Genomic DNA, 23,423 nt, shown 5'->3' with positions numbered 1-23,423 from the left:
TGGGCCCGCGTACCGCGCGTCGGGCGCGTCGTCAGCCGACCGCGTCCACCAGCGCCAGCTCGTGCAGCCGCTCCGGCGGGCCCGGGCGGGCGTAGTACCAACCCTGGGCCGTGTCGCAGCCCAGTATCCGCAACTGCTCGGCCTGGGCGCCCGTTTCCACGCCCTCGACGGTGACCGCGAGGTCGAGGCTGTGGGCGAGGGAGACGATGCCCTCGACGATCTTCAGGTCGACCGGGTCCGCGGGGAACTGCTGCATGCCCTGGGTGAAGGATCGATCCAGCTTGAGGATGCTGACCGGCAGACGCCGCAGGTTGGCAAGGTTGGAGTAGCCCGTGCCGAAGTCGTCGAGGGCGATGTCGACGCCCATTTCGGCGAGGCGCCGCAGCGGCTTGAGGAGGTCGTCGTCGGCGCCGATCAGCGCGGACTCGGTGACCTCCAGGCACAGCGCGTCGGCGTCGAGTCCCTCGCGCTCCAGGATGTCGACCGTGTCCTGGACGAGGCCGGGATGGGTGAGCTGGCACGGCGAGAGGTTGACGTTGATACGCAGCGGGCCGGCGTCGGCGTGTCGTTCCTGCCACGCCCGGGCCTGACGCACGGACTGCTCCAGGACCCAGCGGCCGAGCGGAACGATCAGTCCCGTGTGCTCGGCGAGCGGGATGAAGCGGTCGGGGCCGAGGACTCCGTGCTGCGGGTGCAGCCAGCGCACCAGCGCCTCGGCGCCGCGCACGCTGCCGTCGCCGAGGTGCACGAGCGGCTGGTACTCGATGAAGAACTCGCCCCGGTCCAGGGCGGCGGGCAGCGCGGTGGTGAGTCCGTGCCTCGTGATGGCGCGGGCGTCGGCCTCGGGGTCGGCGAGCTCGAAGCGGTTGCCGCCCGCGGACTTGGCCCGGTACATCGTGATGTCGGCGCTGCGCAGTACCTCGGCGGGGCCCCGCTCACCGGCCGGTCCCTCGACGATGCCGATGCTGCCGCGCACGGTCAGTTCGCGGCCGTCGATACGGACGGGGGTGATGAGGGCGTTCATGATGCGGTCGGCGAGCGCGTCGACCTCGCGCTCGGTGTCGTGGCCCGTCGTGAGCGCCACGAACTCGTCGCCGCCGAGCCGGGCGACCATCTCGCCGGGGGCCGTCGCGCAGGACTGCAGCCGGTCGGCGACCTCGACGAGCAGTCGGTCGCCGGCGGCGTGCCCGAGGCTGTCGTTGATGGTCTTGAAGCCGTCGAGGTCGAGGTAGCACAGGCCGAAGCGCTGGCCCTCACCCGCGGACAGCGCCTTCTCCAGGCGCTCGAAGAACAGGGTCCTGTTGGGCAGTCCGGTGAGCGCGTCGTGCGTGGCCTCGTAGCGCAGCCGCAGATTGAGCAGCCGCCGCTCGGTGGTGTCCTCCATCAGCGCGAGCTGGTACTGGGGTTCACCGTCCGCGTCACGCAGCAGCGAGACCGTCAGATTGGTCCACAGGGCAGTTCCGTCGGGACGGTAGAAGGCTTTTTCGACGTGGTAGTGCTCACGCTCGCCGCGTACCAACTCCTCGTACAGACGCCACACTTGAGGAGCGTCCTCGGGGTGCGTCCACTCGGGGACCTTGCGGCCCCGCATCGACTGCTCGGAGCCGCCGAACATCCGCAGCAGCGCTCCGTTGACCTGCAGGATGTTGCCTTCGAGGTCGGCGATGCCGATCCCTATGGCCGCCCCCTCGAACACCGCGCGGAAGCGGGCCTCACTGGCGTGCAGCGCCTCGGCCACCGCGCTGCGCGCGTTCAACGCCGCCTGGGAGATGGCCTCTTGCTCGGCGAGCGTCCGCTCGCGCAGCGCCCGCGCGAATCCGGCGGCCATCGCGTGCTGCAGCCGCGCCGACCGGGTCCGCAGCGCCTCCTGGGGCCCGTCCTCGCCGCAGTAGAGCACCAGATACGCGTCCACGCAGTCGAGGGCGCGGCTGAGCGCCTCCGGGTCGGTGCAGTGCGCGGCGATGAGCGCGGCGCCGACCGCCTGGCCCTCGGACGCGTCGAAGGTCCTGGACCGCAGCGCGTCGCTCAACCGCCGGGCGAGCGGCACCAGTTGTTGCTCGAACTCGGGCCGGGTCAACGACGTCGAGGTGACCGGGAAGACGGCCCGGCTCCAGATCGTCGCGAACCGGCGCAGTCTGTCCTCCGGCCCGTCCGGCTCGGCGGTCACGCCGTGCGCCCCACGCCGGCGAACCCGGAGAAGGAATAAGGATCCTCGTCCTCGAGTGCCGTGTCGGGCCGCCAGTTCGGCATCGGCACCAGTCCGGGTTCCACCATGTCGTACCCCTCGAAGAACCGCGCGATCTCCTCGCGCGAGCGCATGATCAGCGGGTTGCGGATGTTCTTGTACACGTCGACCGTGCCCTCGACCCGCTCCTGAGGGAGCGGGATTCCCTCGTACGAGGCATGCGTGACGATGAGCAGGCTGCCCGGCGCGAGCGCGTCGCGCAGTTCCGCCACCGCTCCGTACGGGTCGTCCGCGTCCTCCACGAAGTGAAGTATGGCAACGAGAAGGAGGGCAATCGGCCGGTTCAGGTCGATCAGGCGCTGAACCTGAGGGCTCGCCAGGATCTCCTGGGGCTTGAGGAGATCGGCGGCCACGACATCCGCGTCCTCGTTGTCCCGCAGGACGGCCTGACTGTGCGCGACGGCCACCGGGTCGTGGTCGACGTACACAACGTGCGCTCCGGGCCTGGCCGTCTGGGCGGCCTCGTGGACGTTTCCGAAGGTCGGGATGCCTGAACCGATGTCCAGGAACTGGGAGATGCCCTCGTCGGCCGCGAAGCGCACGGCGCGGCGCATGAACGCCCGGTTCGCCTGCATGATCTTGGGAAGTCCCGGCATGAACTCCATCGCCTTGCGTGCCGCTTCCCGGTCGACCTCGAAGTTGTGCGAACCGCCCAGGTAGTAGTCATACATGCGGGACACGCTCGGCACCGAGATGTCAATGCTCCGGGGGGCCCAGGCGGGACGCTCCATCTATCTCTCCAAGGCGTAGTCGACGGCGTAGGCGATCCGGTGTTCGAGCTGAGGCTACTGATCGCCCGGCAATGGAGCGAGCCAAAACGGAAATTGACCGTCCGTTCCCGGTCACTGCCTCCGGCAAGTGCCGAATTGGCGCCCCGCGAACGCCACCCGAACACGCCGTTCACCGCCCCTGCGAAATCGCTCCGAAGCATTCCAAAAAGCTCCGGGGAGTTACGAAGAGTGGCCACGGTATCCGCAGAGTCGCCAAGGTCATTCACAGCTCAACTGTCGCGGAACGCGCCAAGATCTTTCACTGCCCGGCAGTCGTAGCAGTCCAGGCCTTTCACGTCCGGGCACGCCAAACGGCCCGCCCCCTCCGTGCGGTGCGGAGGGGGCGGACCCGAGGTCGCGCGCGTTGTTCCGTGCGTCCGGCACACTTGCCTGTCTGCGTCCCCTCCCTTCCGCGTTCCGTTGCTGTCCGACGAGGCGAATCAACCCTGGGGAGGTGATCCTCTACTCCGACGCGCCGACCGGCTTTCCGTCGGGCGAAACGGCGTACCACGTGCCGCCCACGCCCTGACCGTTGGTGTCCCCGGGAGCCGTGTCACCGGAGAAGGTGTAGATCGGCCAGCAGTTGACCGTCATCTGCTTGACGCCGTCCGGGCGGGTGAAGCCCATGAGGCCCTTCTTCTTGACACCCTTGGTGTCGTCCGCGGATACCGGCGCGACCGCGGGCCACTTCTCCAGGCAGGCGCCGGTGCAGGCCGACTTCGAGACGGGCCAGGCCTGGTCCTTCATGAAGCGGTAGACGGTCATGCCGTTCTTGTCGACGACGATGTCGCCGAGCTTCGGGTCCTTGCGGACCGACAGGCCGGGCAGGTCGGCCAGCGTCGCCTTCTTGCCATTGGGGGCCGAGGCGAACCAAGTACCGCCCACACCCTGGCCGTTGGTGTCCCCGGCCTTCGTGTCCTTCGCGTACCGGTACATCGGCCAGCCGCCAATGGTCAGCTGCTTCGTGCCGTCCGACCTGGTGACCTCGCCAAGAAGCGTCTTGTCCACGCCGGTGGCGGCCTCGGCGCCTTCGGCGGGCACGGGCGGCCAGGCCTTCGCACAGTCGCCGTCACAGCTCGACTTGGGCGGTTCGGCCGTGTCCTTGTCGAAGCGGTAGAGGGTGAATCCGGCACTGTCGGTCAGCGTCTTGCCGAGCTTCGTGCTTTCGGTAACAGCGAGCTGACCCGCGGATTCCGCCTGGGCCGCGGCGCTCTGCTGGGTCCCGGAATCGGCGCCGTAGCCATTGCCGGGGCTGGTGCTCGATCCGTAATCACCGGCGGCCGCGGTGGCTCCCACGTTCTGGCTCCCTGTCGACTGGGCGCCCTGTTCCTGACCGCACGCCGTCGTGAGCGCCAGCACGGCCGCAGCTGTCGCTACGAGTGAGGCGCTCCGCCAGGAGGTCTTCATTGGTAACTCCCGCTGTTCGCATTGGTGTTGCAGCGCCCTGCTGCGCCGCGCATGGCCCTAGGTACGGGCGGGAGTGGCGGGAGTGTTCAATCGGCTCACAAATTTCTTTCCGAACCCTGTGACGCGAGCTTCGAGGTTCGCGCATGTGTGCGCACCCACGAGCGCATCCCGCGCGGTCCGTCAAACCGCCGGAAGGTGCACGTCCCCCCTTCGGGGGCAATCCCCCGGCACTCCGGCGTACGCAGGCGCCGCGCGAACCATGATCTTCGTCGTGCATGGACCAAAACGGATCCGATCCGCCCTCGTCATACGGCTGTTGGCGCTGCTCGCGCTCACCTGGATTCTCGTCGGCGCGCCGAGCGGTACGGCCGCGGCCGACGCGTGCGCATACGCCTCCACCGGCCCGGACGGCGACGGAATCACGGCGGTGGCCGTCGCGGGAAGCGGCGCGGCGGCGGTCGCCGGTGACACCACCTGGTGCCCCACACCACCACCGACCTGTCCGACGCCTACGCCCACACCGCCCCCTACGCCGACACCCACCCCGAAGCCGAAGCCCACGCCGACCCCGACGCCCACGCACGCGCCGAAGCCCGAACCACCGCCTCCCCCGCCCCCTCCGGCGCCGACATCACGGCCGGTGGCGCCACGGCTCACCCCCACGCCGACACCGAGTGCGCAACCCGAGCACCCGAAGAAGCGCCCCATGCCGTCGCCGACCCCGGTGAGTTATCCGGCGTACCGAACCCCGCCGCACAAGCACCCGCCCCGCGGCGGGCCGTCGCTGGTCTCGTTCGCCCTGCTCATCACCGCGCCCGCGGTGCTTGCCGTCGCGGCGCTGCGCCCGCGCTGACCCATGGAGGCATCCTTGTCGGATTGGCTTGTTCTCGCCCTCGCGATGGCGGCGGCGTGTGTCGTCGTCCTCATCGTGGCCCTCGTACGCCATCGCAGGGCCCGAGAGGACGAGGATCCGTCCGAGACCCCGGACGTGATCGAGTACATGACCATGATGATCGGCGTCGTGTACGCCATCGTTCTGGGCCTGGCCATCGCCGGTGTCTGGGAGGCCCGCGGCGGCGCCCAGGACCATGTGCAGGCGGAGGCCCAGGCCCTGCACGAGATCTCCGAGCGGGTCCGCGTCTACCCGCCCGATGTACGCGACCGCATCCGCGGCGACGTCAACGCGTATGTCGGCCACGTCGTCAGGAAGGAATGGAAGGCCATGGCGGAGGACGGCCATGTGACCGCCCAGGGCGGTCGGCTCCTCGACCGCGTCCGCCAGGACGTCACGGACTACCAGCCGAAGACGGACTTCGAGGCGCAGGCATACCAGCCGCTTCTCGACCAGGTGACGGCGGCGGACACCGCGCGCAGCGCCCGCGCCGACTCGACGGGGGCGACCATGCCGGGCGTGGTGTGGTTCGGGCTGATCACCGGTGCCGTGGTCACCGTCGGGATGGTCTTCGCGCTGCAGATCCGGCGCACCACCCGCGAGCTGATCCTCGCCGGGCTGTTCTCCGCCCTGATCGCCTTCCTGCTCTTCCTGATCTGGGACTTCGACGCGCCCTACAGCCGGGGGATCACCGCCTCGGCGGAACCGTTCACCGCGCTGTTCCCGCACCTCCCCGGGTGACGGACCCTCCTCGGACGGCCCGGCAGCCGGGGGACGGGCGCCACGCCGCGCCCGTCCCCCGGCTGGACGCACACCGTCCCCTGTACGGCCTACGTGGTTGCCCCATTCGCGCGACTGCGATCGCGCCCGCGCGCGCCCTTTCCTAGCGTTTCGATCACCGAGGCGCATTCCCGACGCACAGCGGAAAAGGTCCGCGGCAAGGCTCCTCGGGGACCCGGAGGCTCACCATGCACGCGATACGCGTCGCTTCGGCCGCACTGCTGAGCGTGACCGCCCTGACCTTCTCCGCACCCGCCGCCGTCGCCGATGACGGGGACGACCACAACATCACCCCGTTCGGTTTCAGCGTCCAGCCGTCGACCATCTCCGCGGGCGGCCCAGTCGCGCTGCATCTGAACAAGGACGGGGGGTGCAAGGGCAGCACCACGGTCTCCTCCGGCGTCTTCGACACCGTCATCATTCAGCCTGGTCAGTCCTCGGCCACGGCCACTGTCGACCGGGACGCGAAACCGGGTGCCGTGTACGAGGTGACCTTCAGGTGCGACGGAGTGAGCGGTCACACGCAGCTCACCATCGCCACCGGTCGTCCAGGCGACGACCCGACGCCTGTCACGGTCCCCGCGGAACGGGGTGTGCGGGCCGGTGCCGGCGGCAGCGCCGGCGGCTTCGACCTCAAGGAGATCGGCCTGGGAACCGCGCTCATCGCAGGCTCCGTCGGTACGGCGTGGTACATGTCGCGCCGCCGCGCCGCGGCCGACGATTCCTGACGGCACGGCCGATGATTCCTGACGGAGCGACACACTCCTCCGCCCCGAGCCTTTCGGGAGGGTCCGGGGCGAAGGGTTGTCCCGTGCGGTTTCCGTGGGAAAGCTCCGGTCCGTGAAGGGGAGGGCCGGTCTCCCAAGGGGGCGGTCAGATCCTCTTCTCAGACCTGCGGCGCATCCAGAACACACCGCCGCCGATGATGCCCGCGGCCACCAGACCGCCGCCGATCGCCATGTCGGTGGGCGTGGCGCCCGTGGAACTGCTGCCGCCGAGACCACCGCGGACACCGCCGATGACAGTGAAGGCATTGGGGCGGGTCAGGGCGCCCACCCCGACGCAGTTGACCGTGATGTCGTACGAGCCGGGGCGCGCGTCACGGTCGACGATCGCCGTTCCGCTCGCCGTGTCGTTGGTGCCCGAGATCCGCGAGAGGGTCTCGCGCCGGAACACGGGCGACGTCATCGTGCCGCCGTTGCGGCACCCGTCGACCGACACCGTCAGCCGGCCTCCGGCAACGATGACGTTGGGCGTCGCGATGATGTTCCTCGAACCCCGGTTGTTGTTGCCCGGCCTGAACCCGTTGTCGTTGCCGGGACCGAACCCGTTGTCGTTGCCTGGACCGAACCCGTTGTTGTTGCCCGGACCGAACCCGTTGTTGTTGCCCAGACCGAATCCGTTGTTGTTGCCCGGACCGAACTCGTTGCCCTTGCCCGGCACGAACCCGTTGTTGTTGCCCGGCACGAACCCGTTGTTGCCCCCGATCCCGATGTTGCCCGGACCGATACCGATGTTGCCCCCGATCCCGACGTTGCCCCCGATCCCCCCGATCCCCCCGATCCCCCCGATCCCGATGTTGCCGGACCCGATCCCGTTGTTGCCACCCACAATGGTGTCGCTCTGACCGCCGCCGCCCATACCGTCCGCGACGGCCGCGGGGGCGGCGGGCCCGAGGACGGCGACCACAGTGGCCGCGGCCGCCAGGGCACGTGAGTTTCGCATGTGATCCTCCGCGGAAGACGCCCCGGGAACCGTCCCCGGTCGATCGGCGAGAAAGCGCCTCCCAGACCGACCCTCAGATGCCGTGCACAGGGCCGCATTTCGAGAATGGTCCGTCCTGGTGAGAGGACACGCCGAGAGAATTCCACACAATCGGATATTGCCGCAGGTCACGGACCGTCAGAAAATTCCTGGCCTGTGGCAACTCGGATGGCTCACGACGGATGTACCCCGCCACCCGTTCGCCCGCCACCCGTCGCCCTTCGGGCATGCTGCACTTAGCGTTCTCATATGCGCGAGTGACGCGGCGACGGCCGCGTCGAGAGGGGTATGCGAATGTTTGCGTCCGAGCTGGCCGAAGAGGAGGAGCGGCAGAGGAGGCGCGCCCCGTGGGGCGTGATAGCGCTTGTTCTGCTGACCGGCCTCGCACTCATTCGGAATGGTTCCGGTGAGTTCGACGTGGGCCCTCCGCAGCCAGCTTCGGCAGCGGCAGCGGACAGCCGCACCCCCGGCGGCACCTTCTCGCACGCGCCGGTCGCGCTGCCGTTCTCCGGGGTGGACCGGGTCAGGATCCCGGGAATCCAGGTCGATGCCCCGGTCATGCCTGTGGGCCTGGACAACGACGGCTGGGTCGCCGCGCCGCCCCCGGACAACCCGAATCTCGCGGGCTGGTTCACCGGCGCGGTCTCGCCCGGCGAAAGGGGCACGGCCGTGATCGTGGGCCATGTGGACAACTTGCAGGGCCCGGCCGTCTTCTACGGACTCGGAGCGCTCAAGAAGGGCAGCCGGATCGACGTCCTGCGCAAGGACGGGAAGACCGCGTCGTTCGAGGTCTACGGCATCGAGGTGTTCGCGAAGAACAACTTCCCCGGAGATCGCGTGTACGGCAGCAAGGGCGCTCCCGAATTGCGGGTCCTCACCTGCGGGGGCGGTTTCTCCAAGCAGCACGGCTACGACGGAAACGTCGTCGTATTCGCCCGCCTGGCCGAGGTTCGCTGAGCGTTCCCCGACCGGGCGGGCGAAAGCCCGTGGGCGGAACTTTCGAAGTTCCGCCCACGGACCTATGTGAATTTCCGGCGCGGCACGGTGATGTGATAGCCGGAATCCAGCAGTTGCGGCAGATAGTCGCGCAGCGCCCGGACGCTCTGCGAGCGGTCGCCGCCCGCGTCGTGCGAGAGGATCACGACACCCGGGGCGGCACCGCTCTCGACCCGGTCGACGATGGTGCCGGTGCCCGGGGTCGTCCAGTCGAGCGAGTCGACCGTCCAGGCCAGCGGTTCCATGCCCAGTTCGGCGCCGATCTGGAAGGTAGCCCGGTTCCAGGCCCCGTACGGCGCGCGGAACCAGACGGGCGGCTCGCCGTAGGCGTCGTCGATGACCTCGCAGGTGCGCTCGATCTCGGAGTGGATCGCGGAGCGCGAGAGCTGGGTCAGCAGTGGGTGGGTCCAGGTGTGGTTGCCGACGATGTGTCCGTCGTCGGCCATCTCGCCGAGCAGGCCCTTGTTGTCGACGGCCATCTCCCCGCACACGAAGAACATGGCCCGCACTTCGTACTTGCGCAGGGTGCGCAGGATGCCCGGGGTGTAGTGCGGGTCGGGGCCGTCGTCGAAGGTCAGCACCATGCTGCGGCCGCGCCCGGAGATGCGCAGAAACGGCTCGTGGCGGACCAGGGTCCGTACGGGCGTGTGGCGCGGGGCGCCGTATCCGGCCATCGGCTGGAGCCGGTAGGCGGAGGGCTTGAGTGCGCGCCGCGCCTGTGGGCCCGAGACCGGAGGGAGACTCCGCACCGGCTTGGCGGCCGGTTCCGCCGTCAGGAGGCGGGCCATGCCCGCCGCCCCGGCCGCGCCGAGGACGGCGGAGCCGGCGATCAACGCCCGGCGCCGAGTAAGCAGCTGATCCTTTTTCATGACTTATCAGTCACCCGGTGGAACGGCGGCGCAACTGAGTAACACCGGTGCGCACCAACGAGAGCACCCGCTCGGACCATTTCAGCGGCGGCGCACCAGAGGGAACGGCAGCGACTCACGGATCGTCAGCCCGGTGAGGAACATGACCAGCCGGTCGACGCCGATACCGAGGCCTCCGGTGGGCGGCATCGCGTACTCCAGGGCGTCGAGGAAGTCCTCGTCGAGTTCCATCGCCTCGGGGTCTCCTCCGGCGGCGAGCAGCGACTGCGCGGTCAGCCGACGGCGCTGCTCGACCGGGTCGGTCAACTCCGAGTAGGCGGTGCCCAGTTCAATGCCGAAGGCGACGAGGTCCCAGCGCTCGGCCAGCCGCGGGTCGGTGCGGTGCTGCCGGGTCAGCGGGGAGACGTCCGTCGGGAAGTCCTTGTAGAACGTGGGCAGCCGTGTCTTCTCCTCGACCAGTCGTTCGTACATTTCCAGTACCACATCGCCGCGACCGTCGTCCGCCGTGTACGGCACACCCGCGCGGTCGCACAGCCGCAGCAGCGTCTCCAGCGGCGTGTCGGCGTCGACCTCCTCCCCCAGGGCCTCCGAGATCGCTTCGTGCACCGTTCTGACGGGCCAGGGCCCGGAGATGTCGTAGTCGGTGCCGTCCTTGCGAGCGATCGCCGCTCCGAAGGCGGCGGTCGCGGCGCCCTGGATCAGTTCGCGGGTGAGGTCGAGCATCACGTCGTAGTCGGCGAAGGCCTGGTAGGCCTCCAGCATCGTGAACTCGGGGTTGTGCTTGTAGGAGACGCCCTCGTTGCGGAAGGTGCGGCCCATCTCGAAGACCTTCTCCAGGCCGCCGACGCACAGCCGCTTGAGGTAGAGCTCGGGGGCGATGCGCAGATAGAGGTTCAGGTCGTAGGCGTTGATGTGGGTCGTGAAGGGCCGGGCGTTGGCGCCGCCGTGGATCTGCTGGAGCATCGGGGTCTCGACCTCCAGATAGCCGCGGTCCAGGAGGCCTTGGCGCAGCGCCTGTACGGCCGTGGAGCGGGCGCGTACGACCTGGCGGGCGTCGGGGCTGGACACCAGGTCGAGATAGCGGCGGCGCACCTTCGCCTCGGGGTCGGCGAGGCCCCGGCGTTTGTCGGGCAGCGGGCGCAGGCACTTGCCGGTGAGCTGCCAGGAGGTGACGAAGACGGTGCGCTCGCCCTTGTCGCTGACGCCTGCGAGACCGTCGGCGGTGATGTGGTCGCCGATGTCCACGTCCTGCCGGAACCGGTCGAGCGCGGCCCGGGACTCCGCGCGGGTGAGGGCGAGTTGGAGGTCGCCGGACCAGTCGCGCAGCACGGCGAAGAGGATGCCGCCGAAGTCGCGCATAAGGATGACGCGCCCCGCGACGGTCACATGAGCGCCCTCGCGGACCTCGGCGAGGGCGTGGGTGCGCGGGGGGATGCCCACCGGGTAGGGGTCGGTGCCCTCGGCGCGGAGCCGGTCGAGTGTGCGGTGCCGGATGCGGACCTGTTCGGGCAGCCCGGCGGTCGGATCCTCGGCCTCGGCCGCGGCCCCTCCGTCGAGGCCGAGGGCCGACAGCGACGGCCGGCCCTCGGTGCCGGCGGGCTTGGGTCCGCTCTTCGCGTGCCCCTTGCCCCAGAGCTTGCGCAGCGAGGGCACGGAGACGAAGCCCTCGGCGATCCCCGACGCGAGGCCGATGCGGGCGAGGGAGCCGGTCTCGCCGTAGCAGATGAAGCGCGGGTACCACTCGGGGTGGTACTTGGCGTTGGACCGGTACAGCGCCTCCAGCTGCCACCACCGGGAGAAGAACAGCAGCAGCCGGCGCCAGAGCCTGAGCACCGGCCCGGCGCCGATGCGGGCGCCCTCCTCGAAGACCGAGCGGAACGCCGCGAAGTTGAGCGAGATGCGCCGCACGCCGAACTTCCCGGCGACCGCGCACAGCTCCGCGACCATGAACTCCATGACCCCGTTGGGGGCGCTGCGGTCGCGGCGCATCAGGTCCAGCGAGATGCCGTCGCGGCCCCACGGCACGAAGGAGAGCAGCGCGAGCAGCTTGCCGTCGCTTCCCATCGCCTCGACGAGGAGGCAGTCGCCGTCCTCCGGGTCGCCGAGCCGGTCGAGGGCCATCGAGAAGCCGCGCTCGGTCTCGGTGTCGCGCCAGGCGTCCGCCCGGTCGACGATCTCCTCCATCTCCTCGTCGGTGAGGGTGGAGTGGCGGCGTACGCGACAGGTGGCTCCGGTGCGTCTCACGCGGTTGACGGCCTGGCGTGTGACGCGCATGTCGCGGCCGCCCAGGTCGAAGTCGGCGACGTACAGGATCGCCTCGTCACCGAGCTGGAGCGCGCCGAGCCCGGCGCGCGCGAACGCCTTCGCACCGTCCTCGGAGGCGCCCATCACGGCGGGCGCCCAGGCGTGGTGGCGCGCCACGTCCAGCCAGGCGGCGATGGCGTGCGGCCAGGCCTCGCGGTCGCCGACGGGGTCGCCGCTGGCCAGGCAGACACCGGCCTCGACACGGTAGGTGACGGCGGCCTTGCCGCTGGGCGAGAAAACGACGGCCTTGTCGCGGCGGGTGGCGAAGTAGCCGAGGGAGTCCTCGGCGCCGTACACCTGGAGCAGGGCACGGATGCGCGGCTCCTCGTCGCCGTGCAGGGCCGACTCCAGGCGCTGGGAGCGGAAGAGCGTGGCGGCCGCGTTGAGCAGGGCGAGGGCACCGAACAGGCCAAGGACGAAGGACAGGGCGCGCGGCGGGCGCCCGCCGAAGGAACGCCCGGAGACCAGGCCACCACAGACCCGGTTGGCCGCCCACAGCAGCCGCTGGCCCTCCGGGAGCGTGCCGGGGAACAGCGCGACCAGCCCCCAGCCGACCAGGATCGCCACGCCCAGCCCGGCGAGGAGCACGGCCAGGGCCCGCCACACGGCGCCGCGCCGGTGGGCCGCGTAGAACTCCTTGCGGGCCACGATCAACAGCACCAGCGCGAGCGCGCAGACGACGAGGGAGGGGATCGACTCGGCGTACAGCCCCAGCGCGACGCCCAGCACGTCACCGAGGACGAGGAGACCGAGGTAGACGACAACCAGCCACCAGGCGACCTTCTTGCGGGCGGCGGTCGCGCCGGCGAGCAGGAAGAGGAACACGGCGTACGCGAGGTTGGCGCTGACCGGGACGGTCAGCAGGTCCAGGAAGCGCACGACGGGGAGCAGCAGCCGCCGCAGGGGCTCGATGAAGGCCAGCAGGACGCAGAGCACGCCGAGCGCGCCGAAGAACGCCGCGAAGCCCTCGGGCACCCTGCTGAGGAAGCCGCTCCGGGACGGCCGTATCGGGCCTGCGGCGTCCTTCTGCGCGCGGGCCTCCACGGTGGCACTCATGGCTTCGACTGTAGGAAGCGCGGCGCGTGCCCGCCCGTCGAGCGAGGTCCCCGTCTCCCCCAAGAGGGCGGGACCTGCGGTTTCCGATAGCCTGACAGCCGTGACGGAACAGCAGCACTCGCAACGGTTCGAGCGGGGCACGGACGGTCCCAAGGTCATCGTCGTCGGAGTGGACGGCTCCGACTCCTCGCTGCGCGCCGCGGCATATGCCGGCGGTCTGGCCCGACGGCAGCACGCGCTGCTCGCCGTCGTGTACGTCCAGCCGGTGATGGCGGCGGGGGCGGCGCTCGGGGTGCCGGTCGCCGAGACGACCGACGAGATCGCCGAGGACCTCGTCGCGCAGATCCGGGACGCGGCCGAGCGGGTCAAGGGGATATTCGAGGTGCGCTGGGAGTTCCACACCTTCCGCGGCGACCCCTACAACGGCCTGGTGAAGGCCGCGGACGAACTCAAGGCGGACGCCGTGGTGGTCGGCGCCTCCGAGCAGGCGGGACACCGGATCATCGGGTCGGTGGCGATCCGGCTGGTGAAGGCCGGGCGCTGGCCGGTCACGGTCGTGCCGTAGATCTCTTTGGGCAGTCCGCGGCTCACGTGGCATCTTTCGCCGCAGCCGCCGGTGGGCCATCATGATCCGCCGTCAGTCGATTGCCGTCTGCGAAGAGGTGAGGCTCATGGCCGGGCTCCGAATGGGTGAAGGCATTCTCCGCCGCAAACCCATCGAACACATCGAGGACACCGAAATCGGGGTGGGCCCGAAACTCGACCGGACCCTCGGTCTGTGGCAGCTGACCGCCATCGGCGTCGGCGGCATCATCGGTGCGGGCATCTTCACGCTCGCCGGCACAGTCGCGAACGGCACGGCCGGGCCCGCGGTCGTCGTGTCGTTCCTCATCGCGGGCGTCGCGAGCGCCGCGGCCGCGCTGTCGTACGCGGAGTTCGCGGGCCTCATCCCGAAGGCCGGCTCGGCCTACACGTACGGCTACGCGGTGCTCGGCGAGTTCGCGGGCTGGTTCATCGGCTGGGACCTGCTCCTGGAATACACGGCGATCGTGGCGGTGGTCGCGATCGGCATCTCCGGGTACTTCGGCTTCCTGATCGGCGAGATGGGCGCCGACCTGCCGAACTGGATGCTGGGCGCGCCGGGCACCGGCGACGGACACCGGGTCGACCTGTTCGCCGCGGTGCTGTGCCTGCTCATCGCCTGGCTGCTGAACCTGGGCATCAAGAACGCGGCCCGCTTCGAAACGGTCGTCGTCGTCCTGAAGGTGCTGGTCGTACTGCTCGTCATCGGTGTCGGTGTCTTCCACATCAACACCGGTAACTACACCCCCTTCTTCCCCTACGGGATCAGTGGGGCGTTCACGGGCGCGGCGACCGTCTTCTTCGCGGTCTTCGGCTACGACGCCATGTCGACGGCGGCCGAGGAGTCGAAGGACGCCCAGCGCCACATGCCGAAGGCGATCCTCTACTCCCTGGCCATCTCGATGGTGCTGTACGTAGCCGCCTGTCTGGTCCTGACGGGCATGCAGAACTACAAGGACATCGACAAGGAGAGCGGCTTCTCGACGGCGTTCAAGTCGGTGGGTCTGAGCGGTCTCGCGGATGTCATCGCGGTGGGAGCGATCATCGGCATCCTCACGGTCATGTTCACGTTCATGCTGGGCGTCACCCGTGTCTGGTTCAGCATGAGCCGGGACGGGCTCCTCCCCAAGTGGTTCGCCAAGACGCACCCGACCCGCCATGTACCGACGCGCGTGACGTGGATCGTGGGGTTCGCGTCGGCCGCCGTCGCCGGGTTCCTGCCGATCGGCGAGGCGGCCGAACTCACCAACATCGGGATCCTGTTGGCGTTCGCCGTGGTGTGCGTGGCGGTGATCGTGCTGCGCTACCGGCAGCCGGACCTGCCGCGTACCTTCCGCACCCCGTGGATGCCGTTCGTACCCGCCCTGGGCGTGATCTTCTCCATCTGGCTGATCACGTTCCTGCAGTGGCAGACCTGGGTGCGGTTCGCGGTGTGGTTCGTGATCGGTTGCGTCATCTACTTCGGGTACTCGTACAAGCGCTCGGAGCTGGCCAGGGACACCACGGCTACTTCCCCATGAGGAGCCCGTCCTGGGCCGCACCCCGGCTCAGGACGACGCCCCGGATCCGGTCGCGCACGCCGCCGGCCGCGGCTCCCCGGTCGGGGGCGGCGCCGAGGTTGACCAGACGACCTGAGTCGACGTCGAACGACTGCGGGATGAACTCGGCCTTCGTCACCTCCCAGCGCCCGCCCGGCTGAGTGGGAGGGGCGAAGGCGAACCGCCCGATGGTGCTCTCGTTGCCGCGTGGGTCCCGGACGCCCCGCTGGTCGACCATTCCGTCGGCGATCTGGTCGCCCAGGCCGTAGACGACCCAGGTGCCGTTGACCTTCTCGTACGCCTGCGGGACGTGCGCGTGGGTGCCGAGGATGAGGTCGACGTCGGGCCGCCCGTTGGTCGCGGAGGCGGTCAGCTGCCTGCTCAGCCACATCTGCTGCTCGTCCGGCGCGTCCTGCCATTCGGTGCCCCAGTGCAGGGATACGACGACCACGTCGGCGCCCGCCGCCCGGGCAGCGCGGGAGTCGGCGACGATCCTGTCGGGGTCGATCGGATTGACGGCCCAGGGCTGCCCCTGCGGCAGCGGAAACCCGCCCGTGCCGTTGGTGTACGCGAGATGCACGACCTTGGCGGCGCCCGCGCGCATGATGGTGACGCTGTTCGCCTCATCCGCCGTGCGTGCCGATCCCGCGTGCCGTACGCCCGCGCGGTCGAGCGCGTCCAGGGTGCGCCGAATGCCATCGGCGCCGTCGTCCAGGGTGTGGTTCGAGGCGGTGGAGCAGGCGTCGTAGCCCGTCGCCGCGAGTCCCTCGGCCACCTGGGGCGGCGAGTTGAAGGCCGGGGATCCGGTGTAGTCGCCGTCCGCGCCGTACACGGTCTCCATGTGACAGATCGCCAGGTCAGCGCCGGCCACGACGGGTTCGACCGCCGCGAGCATCGGCCGGAAGTCGTACCCGCTGCCCCTCGCGTAGGACTTCGCCTGCTCGATGATCGCGCCGTGCGGCAGCACGGCGCCCGAGGCCACGAGGGTGAAGCCGGGTGCGGAGGAAGGGGCGGGGGCGGCGGGCTGTCCGCCGGTTCCGCTGGGCCGCGCCGTCGGCGGGTCCTGGGCCTGGCAGCCTGCGGCCGCGATGAGTACGGCCGCGAGGGCCATGGTGGTCTGTCGCCTGCGTGTGGTCATCGGCGGGCCTCAATGTGGTCTGATTTTCCCATTAATGAGTAGGAATCCACATACAAGGGGCGCCAAGAGTCAAGGAGCAACGACACCTTTAGCCCGTCCGGCGTTTGAGGACGAGCCCGTCGGGGCGAATGGGAGTCTGGAGGTGGAGCCCCAGGCGACGCAGGACCCCACCCCGGTGGACCGTTCATCGCACCGTTCACCGACGGCTTCGACCGCCCACCGCAGACCCGCGCCCCGCCCCTGTCCCCGCGGAGCGCCACCCGCTGGCATACACGCCATGACGGCCGGAACCACCACCATCACACACGGGACGACCGCCGAGCACGAGCTGGCCGCGCTGCAGCGCGAGCACGGCCGGCCACTTTTCGCGCTGCTGCTGCGGCTGTCCGACGGCGATCGGCAGCGCGCCGAGGATCTGGTGCAGGAGACGTTCGTACGCGCCTGGCAGCACCCCGAGGCGCTGCGCGCCGACGACTTCGACTCCGTACGCCCCTGGCTCCTCACCGTCGGACGACGGCTCGCGATCGACGCACGGCGGGCCCGTCAGGCGCGTCCGGCGGAGGTCGGCGACGCGGTGCTGGAGAGTGCCCGTGTCTGTGCCGATCACGCCGAACGGTCCGCGGCGATGCTCGATGTGCGGGAGGCTGTGAAGACACTCACTCCCGAGCACCGTGAAGTCCTGGTGCAGGTGTACTTCCAGGGGGCGAGTGTGGCGGAGGCCGCCGCAGCGCTCGGAATTCCGCCCGGTACGGTGAAGTCTCGCGCGTACTACGCGCTGCGCGCCCTGCGCCGGGTTCTTCCGGGATATGCGGCCGACCTGCGGTGAAACCGAGGGCCGAGTCAAACCTCCGTAAAGCGCCTTGCTGAGGACCATGGTTGAGCAATCAGCTTGCCTCATCCGTGTTCCGGACTGGGGGCCCGGGGTCGGGCGACGCGCACGCGAACCGGAGGAAGGCAGGAAGGGATGCTGCACAGAGGTCAAGAGAGCACGGACGGCACCGGCGGTGGCGAACTCACCGTCCCCATGGCGTGGTTGTACGCCGAATACATCGCCGACGAACTGCTGCGGACCGGCGACCTGATGCCGCCCACGTCCTTCGAGTTCCGCGCCGGGCGCGACGCGCTGGCGCTGACCATCTTCCTCTCCGACAGCGGTGGTGAGCTCTCCGGGATCCGGGTCGTCACTCAGCTGGAGACCTGGCTCTCGCTGACGGCGTACGACCAGCCGTGGCAGGACTGGGTGCGCGAGCACATGGCGCGGCTCGCGGCCGAAGCGGCGGCATCCTGCGCCCCTGCTCCGGACTTGGAGCTGGCCTCGGCGGCCTGGCGCTGGCTGGAGGAGACCGAACTGCTCGCACCCGACCTGGACGCGGTGCCCGGTGGTGGCCCGGTTCCGGGCGAGGACGACGGTCCGAAGGTGTGGACGCCTGCCTGGCGGCTGGGGCTGCCACTGGGGCATCTGGCGATCCACCTGTTCTGACCGCCAGGTCCGACCACGCTTGCGGGCAACTTTTTTACGCTCGCACCAATCCGCGGGCCCTCGCGCTCCGAATGTCTTGGCCGTTATTCCGGATGAGTCTTGAGTGATTCGACGGTCTGGTGCGTACCGGTGGGCAACAGCAACACCACCCCCACCCCGCACCATCGCCACGAGGATTCGGTATTCGGTATGAGGTCCCTGGAACGGCATCGTGACGTCGGCGCCTACGCGCTCGGCGTGCTGGACGAGGCGGAGGCCTTCCGCTTCGAGGATCACCTCATGGAGTGCCCCAGCTGCACGGCGCACGTGAGTGAGTTCCGGCCCGCCGCGCGGCAGTTGATGCTGTACCGACGGGCCACACCGCGCTCCGTACACCCGTTCGCGGCCCCCGGGCCCCGGTTCCTCGACCGACTGCTCAGTGAGGTGGCCTCGCAGCACCGGGCCGGGCGCAGGCGCTGGCTGTACGCGGTGGCGGCCTCCGTGGTGTTCGCCGCGGGCGGGCCCGCGATCGCGATCGTCACCGCGCACGATCCGCAGTCGACTCAGGTCGCCGCGACGGACGCCGAGACCGGGGTGTGGGCCCAGGTCACGTCCGAGGACCGGGTCTGGGGCAGTCAGGTCGAGGTCCAGGTCAAGGACGCCGGGGGCCCTCGGCCCTGTCAGCTCGTGGCCATCGGCAAGGACGGCTCGGAGCAGACCGTGACGAGCTGGATGGTGCCGCCGCACAACGGCAAGACCACCAGCATGCAGGGCGGCGCCGCGCTCCAGCCCGAGGAGATCAGCCAATACGAGGTGCGCACGATGGATGGCAAGCATCTGGTGACGCTCAAGTCCCGGTGAGCACCATGGTCTCAGTGAGCACCATGGTCTCGGTGAGCACCGTGGTCTCGGTGAGCACGGAGGCCTCGGTGAGCACCATGGTCCTGCTGAGCACCGTGGTCCCCCCGAGCGGTCAAGGCCCGCTCGCCGTCAACGCCCGCCGAGCGCTCAAGTCCCGCTGATCAACCGCTCTTTCGCTCCGTGAGCACGGCTCGGTGAGCACCGTCTGTTTCAGCAGCCTATTTGAGCAGCCGGGACATCCGGCGGTCCGCCAGTGGCTTGCCGCCCGTCTGGCAGGTCGGGCAGTACTGCAGCGCGGAGTCGCTGAAGGAGACCTCGCGGATGGTGTCTCCGCAGACCGGGCAGGGCTCGCCCGTCCTGCCGTGCACCCGCAGGCCGCTCTTCTTCTCCGCCTTCAGGCGTCCGGCGGCCAGCCCGTGGGAGCGCTCGACGGCCTCGGTCAGCGTGGCGCGCAGCGCCTCGTACAGACGTCGTGTCTCCTCGGGGGTCAGCGAGGAGGCGAGCTTGAATGGGGACATCTTGGCGGCGTGCAGGATCTCGTCGCTGTACGCGTTCCCCACGCCCGCGATCAAGCTCTGGTCGCGCAGGGCGCCCTTCAGTTGGCGCCGCTCGCCCGCCAGCAGCTTGGCGAACCGCACCTCGTCGAAGTCATCGGCGAGCGGGTCGGGGCCGAGGCGGGCCACGCCGGGGATCTCCGCCGGGTCCCGTACCACGTACACGGCGAGCCGCTTCTGGGTGCCCGCCTCGGTGAGGTCGAAGCCCTCCCCGGTCTCCAGCGCGACACGCAGCGCGAGCGGGCCCTTGCCGGGGCGGGGCGGCCCGTCGGGCAGGGTGTCCTTCCAGTGCAGCCAGCCCGCGCGGGCCAGGTGCGTCACGAAGTGCAGGCCGTCCGCCTCGATGTCGAGGAACTTGCCGTGCCGGTGCACGGCCGTGATCTCGCGCCCCTCGAAGGCGGTGACGGGCGGGTCGTAGGTCTTCAGGACACTGATGGCGACGGGCAGCACGCGCACGACCTCGCGTCCGACGAGATGGTCGGCCAGGAAGTCCTTGAGTGCTTCGACCTCGGGCAGTTCCGGCATGGGTCCAGGGTGCCACCCGGCACCGACAACACCATCCGGAACCCCGGCAGTCTCCGACGCACCGCTGGTCAGTCCCGTTCCGGGACGATGAACTCGCACCACACGCACTTGCCGCCGCCGCGGGCCTCCACGCCCCAGACGTCGGTCAGCCGGTCGACGAGGAGGAGGCCTCGGCCCGACACACCGGACTCGCCCGCCTCGCGGCGGCGCGGCAGGGCGCTGGAGGAGTCCTCGACCTCGGCGCGCAGCCTGCGATCGGAGCCGGCGAGGACGCGCAGGGTGACGATGGCGGAGCCCTCGGTGTGCATCAGGGCATTGGTGATCAGTTCGTCGGCGACGAGCTCGATCTCGTCGGCGCGCTCGCGGGCGCCCCAGGCACGGACCGCGGCGCGGATCATGTGGCGGGCCTCGGTGAGCGCCTCGGGGTCGCCGGGGGCGACGTGCTGCTGGAGTCGTCCGCCGGCCTGCTGCGTGGCGGGGCCCTCGCGGCGCAGGAGCAGCAGCGCCACGTCGTCGTCGCCACCGCGCTCCTCGGCCAAGTCGATGAGCCGGTCGGCGAGATCGCGAACGTCCTCGGGCCCCGAGCTGATGAGCCCCTTGAGGGTGTGCATGCCCTCGTCGAGGTCGATGCCGGGCTGTTCGACGAGCCCGTCGGTGCACAGCAGCAGGGTCTGGCCCGGGTCCAGCTCGACGGTGTCGACCGGGTATTCGAGGCGGCCGAACTCGGCGGACAGCCCGAGCGGCAGACCTCCCTCGACGGCGAGTCGACGGGAGGTTCCGTCGGTCTGCCGGATCAGCGGGTCGATATGGCCGGCGCGGACCAGCTGGACCACTCCGGTGGACAGGTCGGCCTCCACGTACAGGCAGGTCGCGAAGCGGTCGGTGTCGAGTTCGTCGAGGAACACCGAGGCGCGGGCCATCACGGTGGCCGGGGTGTGGCCCTCGGCGGCGTAGGCGGGCAGCACGATGCGCAGCTGGCCCATGACGGCCGCAGCGTGCGTGTCGTGGCCCTGGACGTCACCGATGACGGCGCCGACCCGGCCGCCGGGCAGCGGGATCACGTCGTACCAGTCGCCGCCGATGTCCCGGCCGAGGGAGGCGGAGCGATAGCGGACGGCGATGTCGGCGCCGGGGACGCTGGGGATGGAGCGCGGCAGCATGGCCTGCTGGAGGCCCTGGGCGAGATCCTTCTCCTGCTCGTAGAACATGGCCCGCTGGAGGCTCTGCGCGATGCTGCTGCCGAGCGCCACGAGGACATTGCGCTCCTCCGCCGAGAAGCCCCGCCGGTCGTTGTAGAGCAGGCCTATCGCGCCGATGGGTCTGGCCTGCACGATGAGCGGCAGATACGCGGCCGAGGTGATGTTCAGGTCGGTGATGTTCGGCCACAGCAGGGGGTACGACGCGGCGAACTCCTCCGGCGACTCGATGAAGTGCGGCGCGAGGGTCCGTACGACCTCGTTCATCGGGTACTTCGCGTCGAGGCGGGTGACCCGCGTGCCGGGTACGTAGCTGTCCGCGGGGCCGGTGGCGACCAGGCGGATGCGGCCGGCCTCCACCAGGCCCATGACCAGGCTCGTCGCCCCGAGGTGGGTGAGGCCGTGGGTGTCCTCCAGGACGTCGATGACGTCCTGGACGGTGCGGGCGTGCGCGAGCGCCGCCGTGGTGATCTGGACGACGTTCGTCTGCTGGCGCCGGGCCTCGTCCAGGGCGGCCTGCTCGCGGCGCGCCGCGCTCTCGCTCAACTCGTCCGTGGCGTCGCGGACTATGCCGATGATCCGGCGTGGCTTGCCGGTCTCGTCGCGCCGGATATAGCCCTGGGTGTGGGTCCAGCGCATGGAGCCGTCGCGGCGGCGGACGCGGAAGTACGCGCCGTAGTTCTCGCTGCCGTCCTTCATGGCCTGGGAGACCACGGCGTCGAGCCGGTAGCCCTCCACCCGGGGTACCCGTACGGTCAGGCTCTCGGGGTAGCCGTCGTACTCCTCGGGGCGCAGGTCGAAGATCTCGTGGGCCTGGGCATCCATGTGGAAGAGACCGGTGTCCAGGTCCCAGTCGAAGCTGCCCATGCGGTTGAGCGCCAGGATCGGATCCGGGTGGGCGGGCCAGTCGTCCGGGAGTGACAGGGCACTCGCTCCCCGATCAACCATGGGGCCACCTTGCCAGGAATCGCCTGATTATTCGACTGGGGAGCCCGTATCCGGGCTCCCCCCGCCATTCCGGGGCTCAACTGTCGAAGACGTCGGTCGGGGCGTCGAAGATGCTGTCCGGGGCCGACGACTCGTCGGGGATCAGACCGCCGCCATCGGGTACGTCGGGGCTGTCCGGGACGGTGTCGGGGCCGATGTCCTCGCTCCCCGTGCCGCTCGACTCGCTCGACGGGGCGGACGGCGACGCGGGCTCCTCGGACGCGGACGGGTCAGGTGCGGCCGTGCGCGTCTCCGGAACGGTGCTCTCGCCCGACGGAGTCCGGCCCGAGGGGGCCGGTGTGCTCTCGGGCGCCGTCGTCGGCGGGGCCGTGGCGGTGTCCGTGGGGCAGTCCGAGTGCTGTGCCGCCGGGTCTCCCGAAGCGTCGGCCGACGGCCTGAGCCTCGCCGCGTCGAACAGCGGGGCCTCGGAGTCGTCGGTCGCGCCCGGGGCGGTCTCGGTCGCTCCCGGCGTGAGGGTCACCGTCTCCGTGGGCGTGACGCAGTCAGGATCCGATTCGTGGAGCCGGGGGCTCTTCCCGGTCGGCGAGGCGCTGGGCCGCGGGTCGTCCGGCTTCTGGGGCCGTGTCCAGTCGTCGGACGGCGGTACGGCGTGGTCGTGGTGGCCGTCGTCGCCGATCCTGCGCTCGATCCAGGTGTTGTCGGCGATGTTGATGATCGTGATGTTGGTGATATCGGTGGGCGCCGGGGTCACCACGACGACCTGGGTGGACTGATATCCGGACCAGGGCCGGCCCTGAGTACCCGGGTTTCCCTGGAGCGCGGCGGGCCGGTTCAGCGGGTTGCCGCAGGCGCAGCGGACGCGGGGCAGGCCCCGGTTGTCGACGAGGACCGCGGTGCCCGCCTGGAGCACGGACTGATAGCTGGTCGCCCGTCCGTTGCTGAACCCGTGGTTCGTGACCCGCGTGTCGGCGCGCAGCACGACCGAGGTCAGACCGTGCAGGTAGTCCGGGATGGAGGCCTGGGAGATGCCCGAGACCTGGGCGAAGGCGCGGGCCTTGCCCCGGTCCGCGGCGAGAAACCGGATCTGCTTGTCCACGTCGCAGCTGCCGACGTTCTGGGTGCCGCCGTAGAGGCCCGGCGTGGAGCCCGAGATGGAGCGCAGTCCCTGCGCGGCGGAGCCGTTCCCTGTGGACTTCGGCTGCGGCATTCGGGTGACGGGCGGCGCGGTCGTCGTGGAGTCGGTGAAGGGGTCGGGCCCCTTCGCCGCGACGGGCTGGAGGAAGACCTCGCCGCCCGATCCGCCGGACGCCACCTGGCCCTTGTTGTTGTCGCCGCCGCACCCGGCGACGAGGAGCGCCGCCGAGAGCACGCAGGCCGTGACGAGGGTTCTGGCGGGTATGTGCACCACTGTTCTGGCGGGTATGCGCACCACTGTTCTCCCGTTCATCCCGGGTAATTCGTCCACTATTGTCTGCGTCGCCCAGTTGGCTTACGCAAGCGGAGGTGGTCACCCTGCGTCACAATGGGAGGGAGAGGAGC

General features: G+C 70.1%; 20 protein-coding genes. 10 read left to right on the top strand and 10 right to left on the bottom strand.

All coding sequences use genetic code 11. The features are described from left to right. Positions 1–31: 31 nt before the first annotated feature. The 3 genes from ACZ4RZ_RS18020 to ACZ4RZ_RS18010 all read right to left on the bottom strand — a co-directional run bounded on the left by ACZ4RZ_RS18020 (position 32) and on the right by ACZ4RZ_RS18010 (position 4,422). The gene (locus tag ACZ4RZ_RS18020) at positions 32–2,167 is read right to left on the bottom strand and encodes a putative bifunctional diguanylate cyclase/phosphodiesterase (RefSeq protein WP_467745616.1); all 2,136 of its coding nucleotides are present in this window, start codon (positions 2,165–2,167) and stop codon (positions 32–34) included. Beyond that, positions 2,164–2,976 carry an SAM-dependent methyltransferase gene (locus ACZ4RZ_RS18015; protein ID WP_467745614.1) on the bottom strand — a complete coding sequence of 271 codons (813 nt, stop codon included), beginning with the start codon at positions 2,974–2,976 and terminating at the stop codon, positions 2,164–2,166. The genes ACZ4RZ_RS18020 and ACZ4RZ_RS18015 overlap by 4 nt, the downstream gene beginning before the upstream one ends. A gap of 501 nt (positions 2,977–3,477) precedes the next feature. Beyond that, positions 3,478–4,422, bottom strand: coding sequence for an SCO0930 family lipoprotein (locus ACZ4RZ_RS18010; RefSeq protein ID WP_467745613.1), 945 nt, complete (start codon positions 4,420–4,422; stop codon positions 3,478–3,480). Between the two features lie 271 nt (positions 4,423–4,693). Between ACZ4RZ_RS18010 and ACZ4RZ_RS18005 the strand changes: the two genes are divergently transcribed. From ACZ4RZ_RS18005 to ACZ4RZ_RS17995, 3 genes are all read left to right on the top strand, one after another. Further along, entirely contained in the window at positions 4,694–5,275 is a 582-nt protein-coding gene (locus ACZ4RZ_RS18005; RefSeq protein ID WP_467745611.1) for a hypothetical protein, read from the top strand. A gap of 15 nt (positions 5,276–5,290) precedes the next feature. Beyond that, the gene (locus ACZ4RZ_RS18000; protein WP_467745610.1) at positions 5,291–6,055 is read left to right on the top strand and encodes a bestrophin-like domain; all 765 of its coding nucleotides are present in this window, start codon (positions 5,291–5,293) and stop codon (positions 6,053–6,055) included. Positions 6,056–6,282: 227 nt separating this feature from the next. Continuing rightward, positions 6,283–6,822, top strand: coding sequence for a hypothetical protein (locus ACZ4RZ_RS17995; RefSeq protein ID WP_467745608.1), 540 nt, complete (start codon positions 6,283–6,285; stop codon positions 6,820–6,822). Between the two features lie 145 nt (positions 6,823–6,967). Here ACZ4RZ_RS17995 and ACZ4RZ_RS17990 read toward each other — a convergent pair whose 3' ends face one another. Then, positions 6,968–7,486: a hypothetical protein gene (locus tag ACZ4RZ_RS17990; protein ID WP_467745804.1), complete on the bottom strand. Its 519-nt coding sequence runs from the start codon at positions 7,484–7,486 to the stop codon at positions 6,968–6,970. A gap of 666 nt (positions 7,487–8,152) precedes the next feature. Here ACZ4RZ_RS17990 and ACZ4RZ_RS17985 point away from each other — a divergent pair. Further along, positions 8,153–8,815: a class F sortase gene (locus ACZ4RZ_RS17985; RefSeq protein ID WP_467745606.1), complete on the top strand. Its 663-nt coding sequence runs from the start codon at positions 8,153–8,155 to the stop codon at positions 8,813–8,815. A 62-nt stretch (positions 8,816–8,877) separates the two neighbouring features. Here the strand turns inward: ACZ4RZ_RS17985 and ACZ4RZ_RS17980 are convergent, their stop codons facing one another. Both ACZ4RZ_RS17980 and lysX read right to left on the bottom strand, forming a co-directional pair. Continuing rightward, entirely contained in the window at positions 8,878–9,723 is an 846-nt protein-coding gene (locus tag ACZ4RZ_RS17980) for a polysaccharide deacetylase family protein (RefSeq protein WP_467745605.1), read from the bottom strand. Positions 9,724–9,804: 81 nt separating this feature from the next. After that, positions 9,805–13,083, bottom strand: a complete 3,279-nt coding sequence (gene lysX, locus ACZ4RZ_RS17975; RefSeq protein ID WP_467745603.1) for a bifunctional lysylphosphatidylglycerol synthetase/lysine--tRNA ligase LysX — start codon at positions 13,081–13,083, stop codon at positions 9,805–9,807. A 100-nt stretch (positions 13,084–13,183) separates the two neighbouring features. On the opposite strand from lysX, the gene ACZ4RZ_RS17970 reads away from it, so the two are divergent. Both ACZ4RZ_RS17970 and ACZ4RZ_RS17965 read left to right on the top strand, forming a co-directional pair. Next, a complete protein-coding gene (locus ACZ4RZ_RS17970) occupies positions 13,184–13,648 on the top strand; it encodes a universal stress protein (RefSeq protein ID WP_467745602.1) in 465 nt (154 codons plus the stop codon). A 106-nt stretch (positions 13,649–13,754) separates the two neighbouring features. Then, entirely contained in the window at positions 13,755–15,185 is a 1,431-nt protein-coding gene (locus tag ACZ4RZ_RS17965) for an amino acid permease (RefSeq protein ID WP_467745601.1), read from the top strand. Here ACZ4RZ_RS17965 and ACZ4RZ_RS17960 read toward each other — a convergent pair. Continuing rightward, positions 15,172–16,341, bottom strand: coding sequence for a CapA family protein (locus tag ACZ4RZ_RS17960; protein ID WP_467745599.1), 1,170 nt, complete (start codon positions 16,339–16,341; stop codon positions 15,172–15,174). The two genes, ACZ4RZ_RS17965 and ACZ4RZ_RS17960, sit on opposite strands and share 14 nt — an antisense overlap. Positions 16,342–16,618: 277 nt before the next feature. Between ACZ4RZ_RS17960 and ACZ4RZ_RS17955 the strand changes: the two genes are divergently transcribed. The 4 genes from ACZ4RZ_RS17955 to ACZ4RZ_RS17940 all read left to right on the top strand — a co-directional run bounded on the left by ACZ4RZ_RS17955 (position 16,619) and on the right by ACZ4RZ_RS17940 (position 18,822). Further along, positions 16,619–17,167 (top strand): sigma-70 family RNA polymerase sigma factor, encoded by a 549-nt coding sequence (locus tag ACZ4RZ_RS17955; protein WP_369250947.1) that lies wholly within the window; start codon positions 16,619–16,621, stop codon positions 17,165–17,167. Positions 17,168–17,305: 138 nt separating this feature from the next. Beyond that, positions 17,306–17,821 carry a hypothetical protein gene (locus ACZ4RZ_RS17950; protein ID WP_467745598.1) on the top strand — a complete coding sequence of 172 codons (516 nt, stop codon included), beginning with the start codon at positions 17,306–17,308 and terminating at the stop codon, positions 17,819–17,821. 189 nt (positions 17,822–18,010) lie between these two features. Further along, the gene (locus tag ACZ4RZ_RS17945; RefSeq protein ID WP_467745802.1) at positions 18,011–18,661 is read left to right on the top strand and encodes an anti-sigma factor family protein; all 651 of its coding nucleotides are present in this window, start codon (positions 18,011–18,013) and stop codon (positions 18,659–18,661) included. Between the two features lie 14 nt (positions 18,662–18,675). Beyond that, positions 18,676–18,822 carry a hypothetical protein gene (locus ACZ4RZ_RS17940; protein WP_467745596.1) on the top strand — a complete coding sequence of 49 codons (147 nt, stop codon included), beginning with the start codon at positions 18,676–18,678 and terminating at the stop codon, positions 18,820–18,822. A 57-nt stretch (positions 18,823–18,879) separates the two neighbouring features. Here the strand turns inward: ACZ4RZ_RS17940 and ACZ4RZ_RS17935 are convergent, their stop codons facing one another. From ACZ4RZ_RS17935 to ACZ4RZ_RS17925, 3 genes are all read right to left on the bottom strand, one after another. Further along, entirely contained in the window at positions 18,880–19,740 is an 861-nt protein-coding gene (locus ACZ4RZ_RS17935; RefSeq protein ID WP_467745594.1) for an Fpg/Nei family DNA glycosylase, read from the bottom strand. Positions 19,741–19,808: 68 nt separating this feature from the next. Continuing rightward, positions 19,809–21,884, bottom strand: coding sequence for a SpoIIE family protein phosphatase (locus ACZ4RZ_RS17930; protein ID WP_467745592.1), 2,076 nt, complete (start codon positions 21,882–21,884; stop codon positions 19,809–19,811). 76 nt (positions 21,885–21,960) lie between these two features. Next, a complete protein-coding gene (locus ACZ4RZ_RS17925; RefSeq protein ID WP_467745590.1) occupies positions 21,961–23,313 on the bottom strand; it encodes a DUF6777 domain-containing protein in 1,353 nt (450 codons plus the stop codon). Between the last annotated feature and the right edge of the window lie 110 nt (positions 23,314–23,423).

This window comes from Streptomyces sp. NPDC027189, from assembly GCF_055566975.1.
This window is presented reverse-complemented; position numbering and strand designations above follow the sequence as displayed.

Coding starts and splice junctions, on each gene's coding strand:
- ACZ4RZ_RS17985 (WP_467745606.1), top strand. CDS start 8,153: ATGTTTGCGTCCGAGCTGGCCGAAGAGGAGGAGCGGCAGAGGAGGCGC.
- ACZ4RZ_RS17935 (WP_467745594.1), bottom strand. CDS start 19,740: ATGCCGGAACTGCCCGAGGTCGAAGCACTCAAGGACTTCCTGGCCGAC.
- ACZ4RZ_RS17955 (WP_369250947.1), top strand. CDS start 16,619: ATGACGGCCGGAACCACCACCATCACACACGGGACGACCGCCGAGCAC.
- ACZ4RZ_RS17930 (WP_467745592.1), bottom strand. CDS start 21,884: ATGGTTGATCGGGGAGCGAGTGCCCTGTCACTCCCGGACGACTGGCCC.
- ACZ4RZ_RS17965 (WP_467745601.1), top strand. CDS start 13,755: ATGGCCGGGCTCCGAATGGGTGAAGGCATTCTCCGCCGCAAACCCATC.
- ACZ4RZ_RS17960 (WP_467745599.1), bottom strand. CDS start 16,341: ATGACCACACGCAGGCGACAGACCACCATGGCCCTCGCGGCCGTACTC.
- ACZ4RZ_RS17945 (WP_467745802.1), top strand. CDS start 18,011: ATGAGGTCCCTGGAACGGCATCGTGACGTCGGCGCCTACGCGCTCGGC.
- ACZ4RZ_RS17995 (WP_467745608.1), top strand. CDS start 6,283: ATGCACGCGATACGCGTCGCTTCGGCCGCACTGCTGAGCGTGACCGCC.
- lysX (WP_467745603.1), bottom strand. CDS start 13,083: ATGAGTGCCACCGTGGAGGCCCGCGCGCAGAAGGACGCCGCAGGCCCG.
- ACZ4RZ_RS18015 (WP_467745614.1), bottom strand. CDS start 2,976: ATGGAGCGTCCCGCCTGGGCCCCCCGGAGCATTGACATCTCGGTGCCG.
- ACZ4RZ_RS18010 (WP_467745613.1), bottom strand. CDS start 4,422: ATGAAGACCTCCTGGCGGAGCGCCTCACTCGTAGCGACAGCTGCGGCC.
- ACZ4RZ_RS17980 (WP_467745605.1), bottom strand. CDS start 9,723: ATGAAAAAGGATCAGCTGCTTACTCGGCGCCGGGCGTTGATCGCCGGC.
- ACZ4RZ_RS17950 (WP_467745598.1), top strand. CDS start 17,306: ATGCTGCACAGAGGTCAAGAGAGCACGGACGGCACCGGCGGTGGCGAA.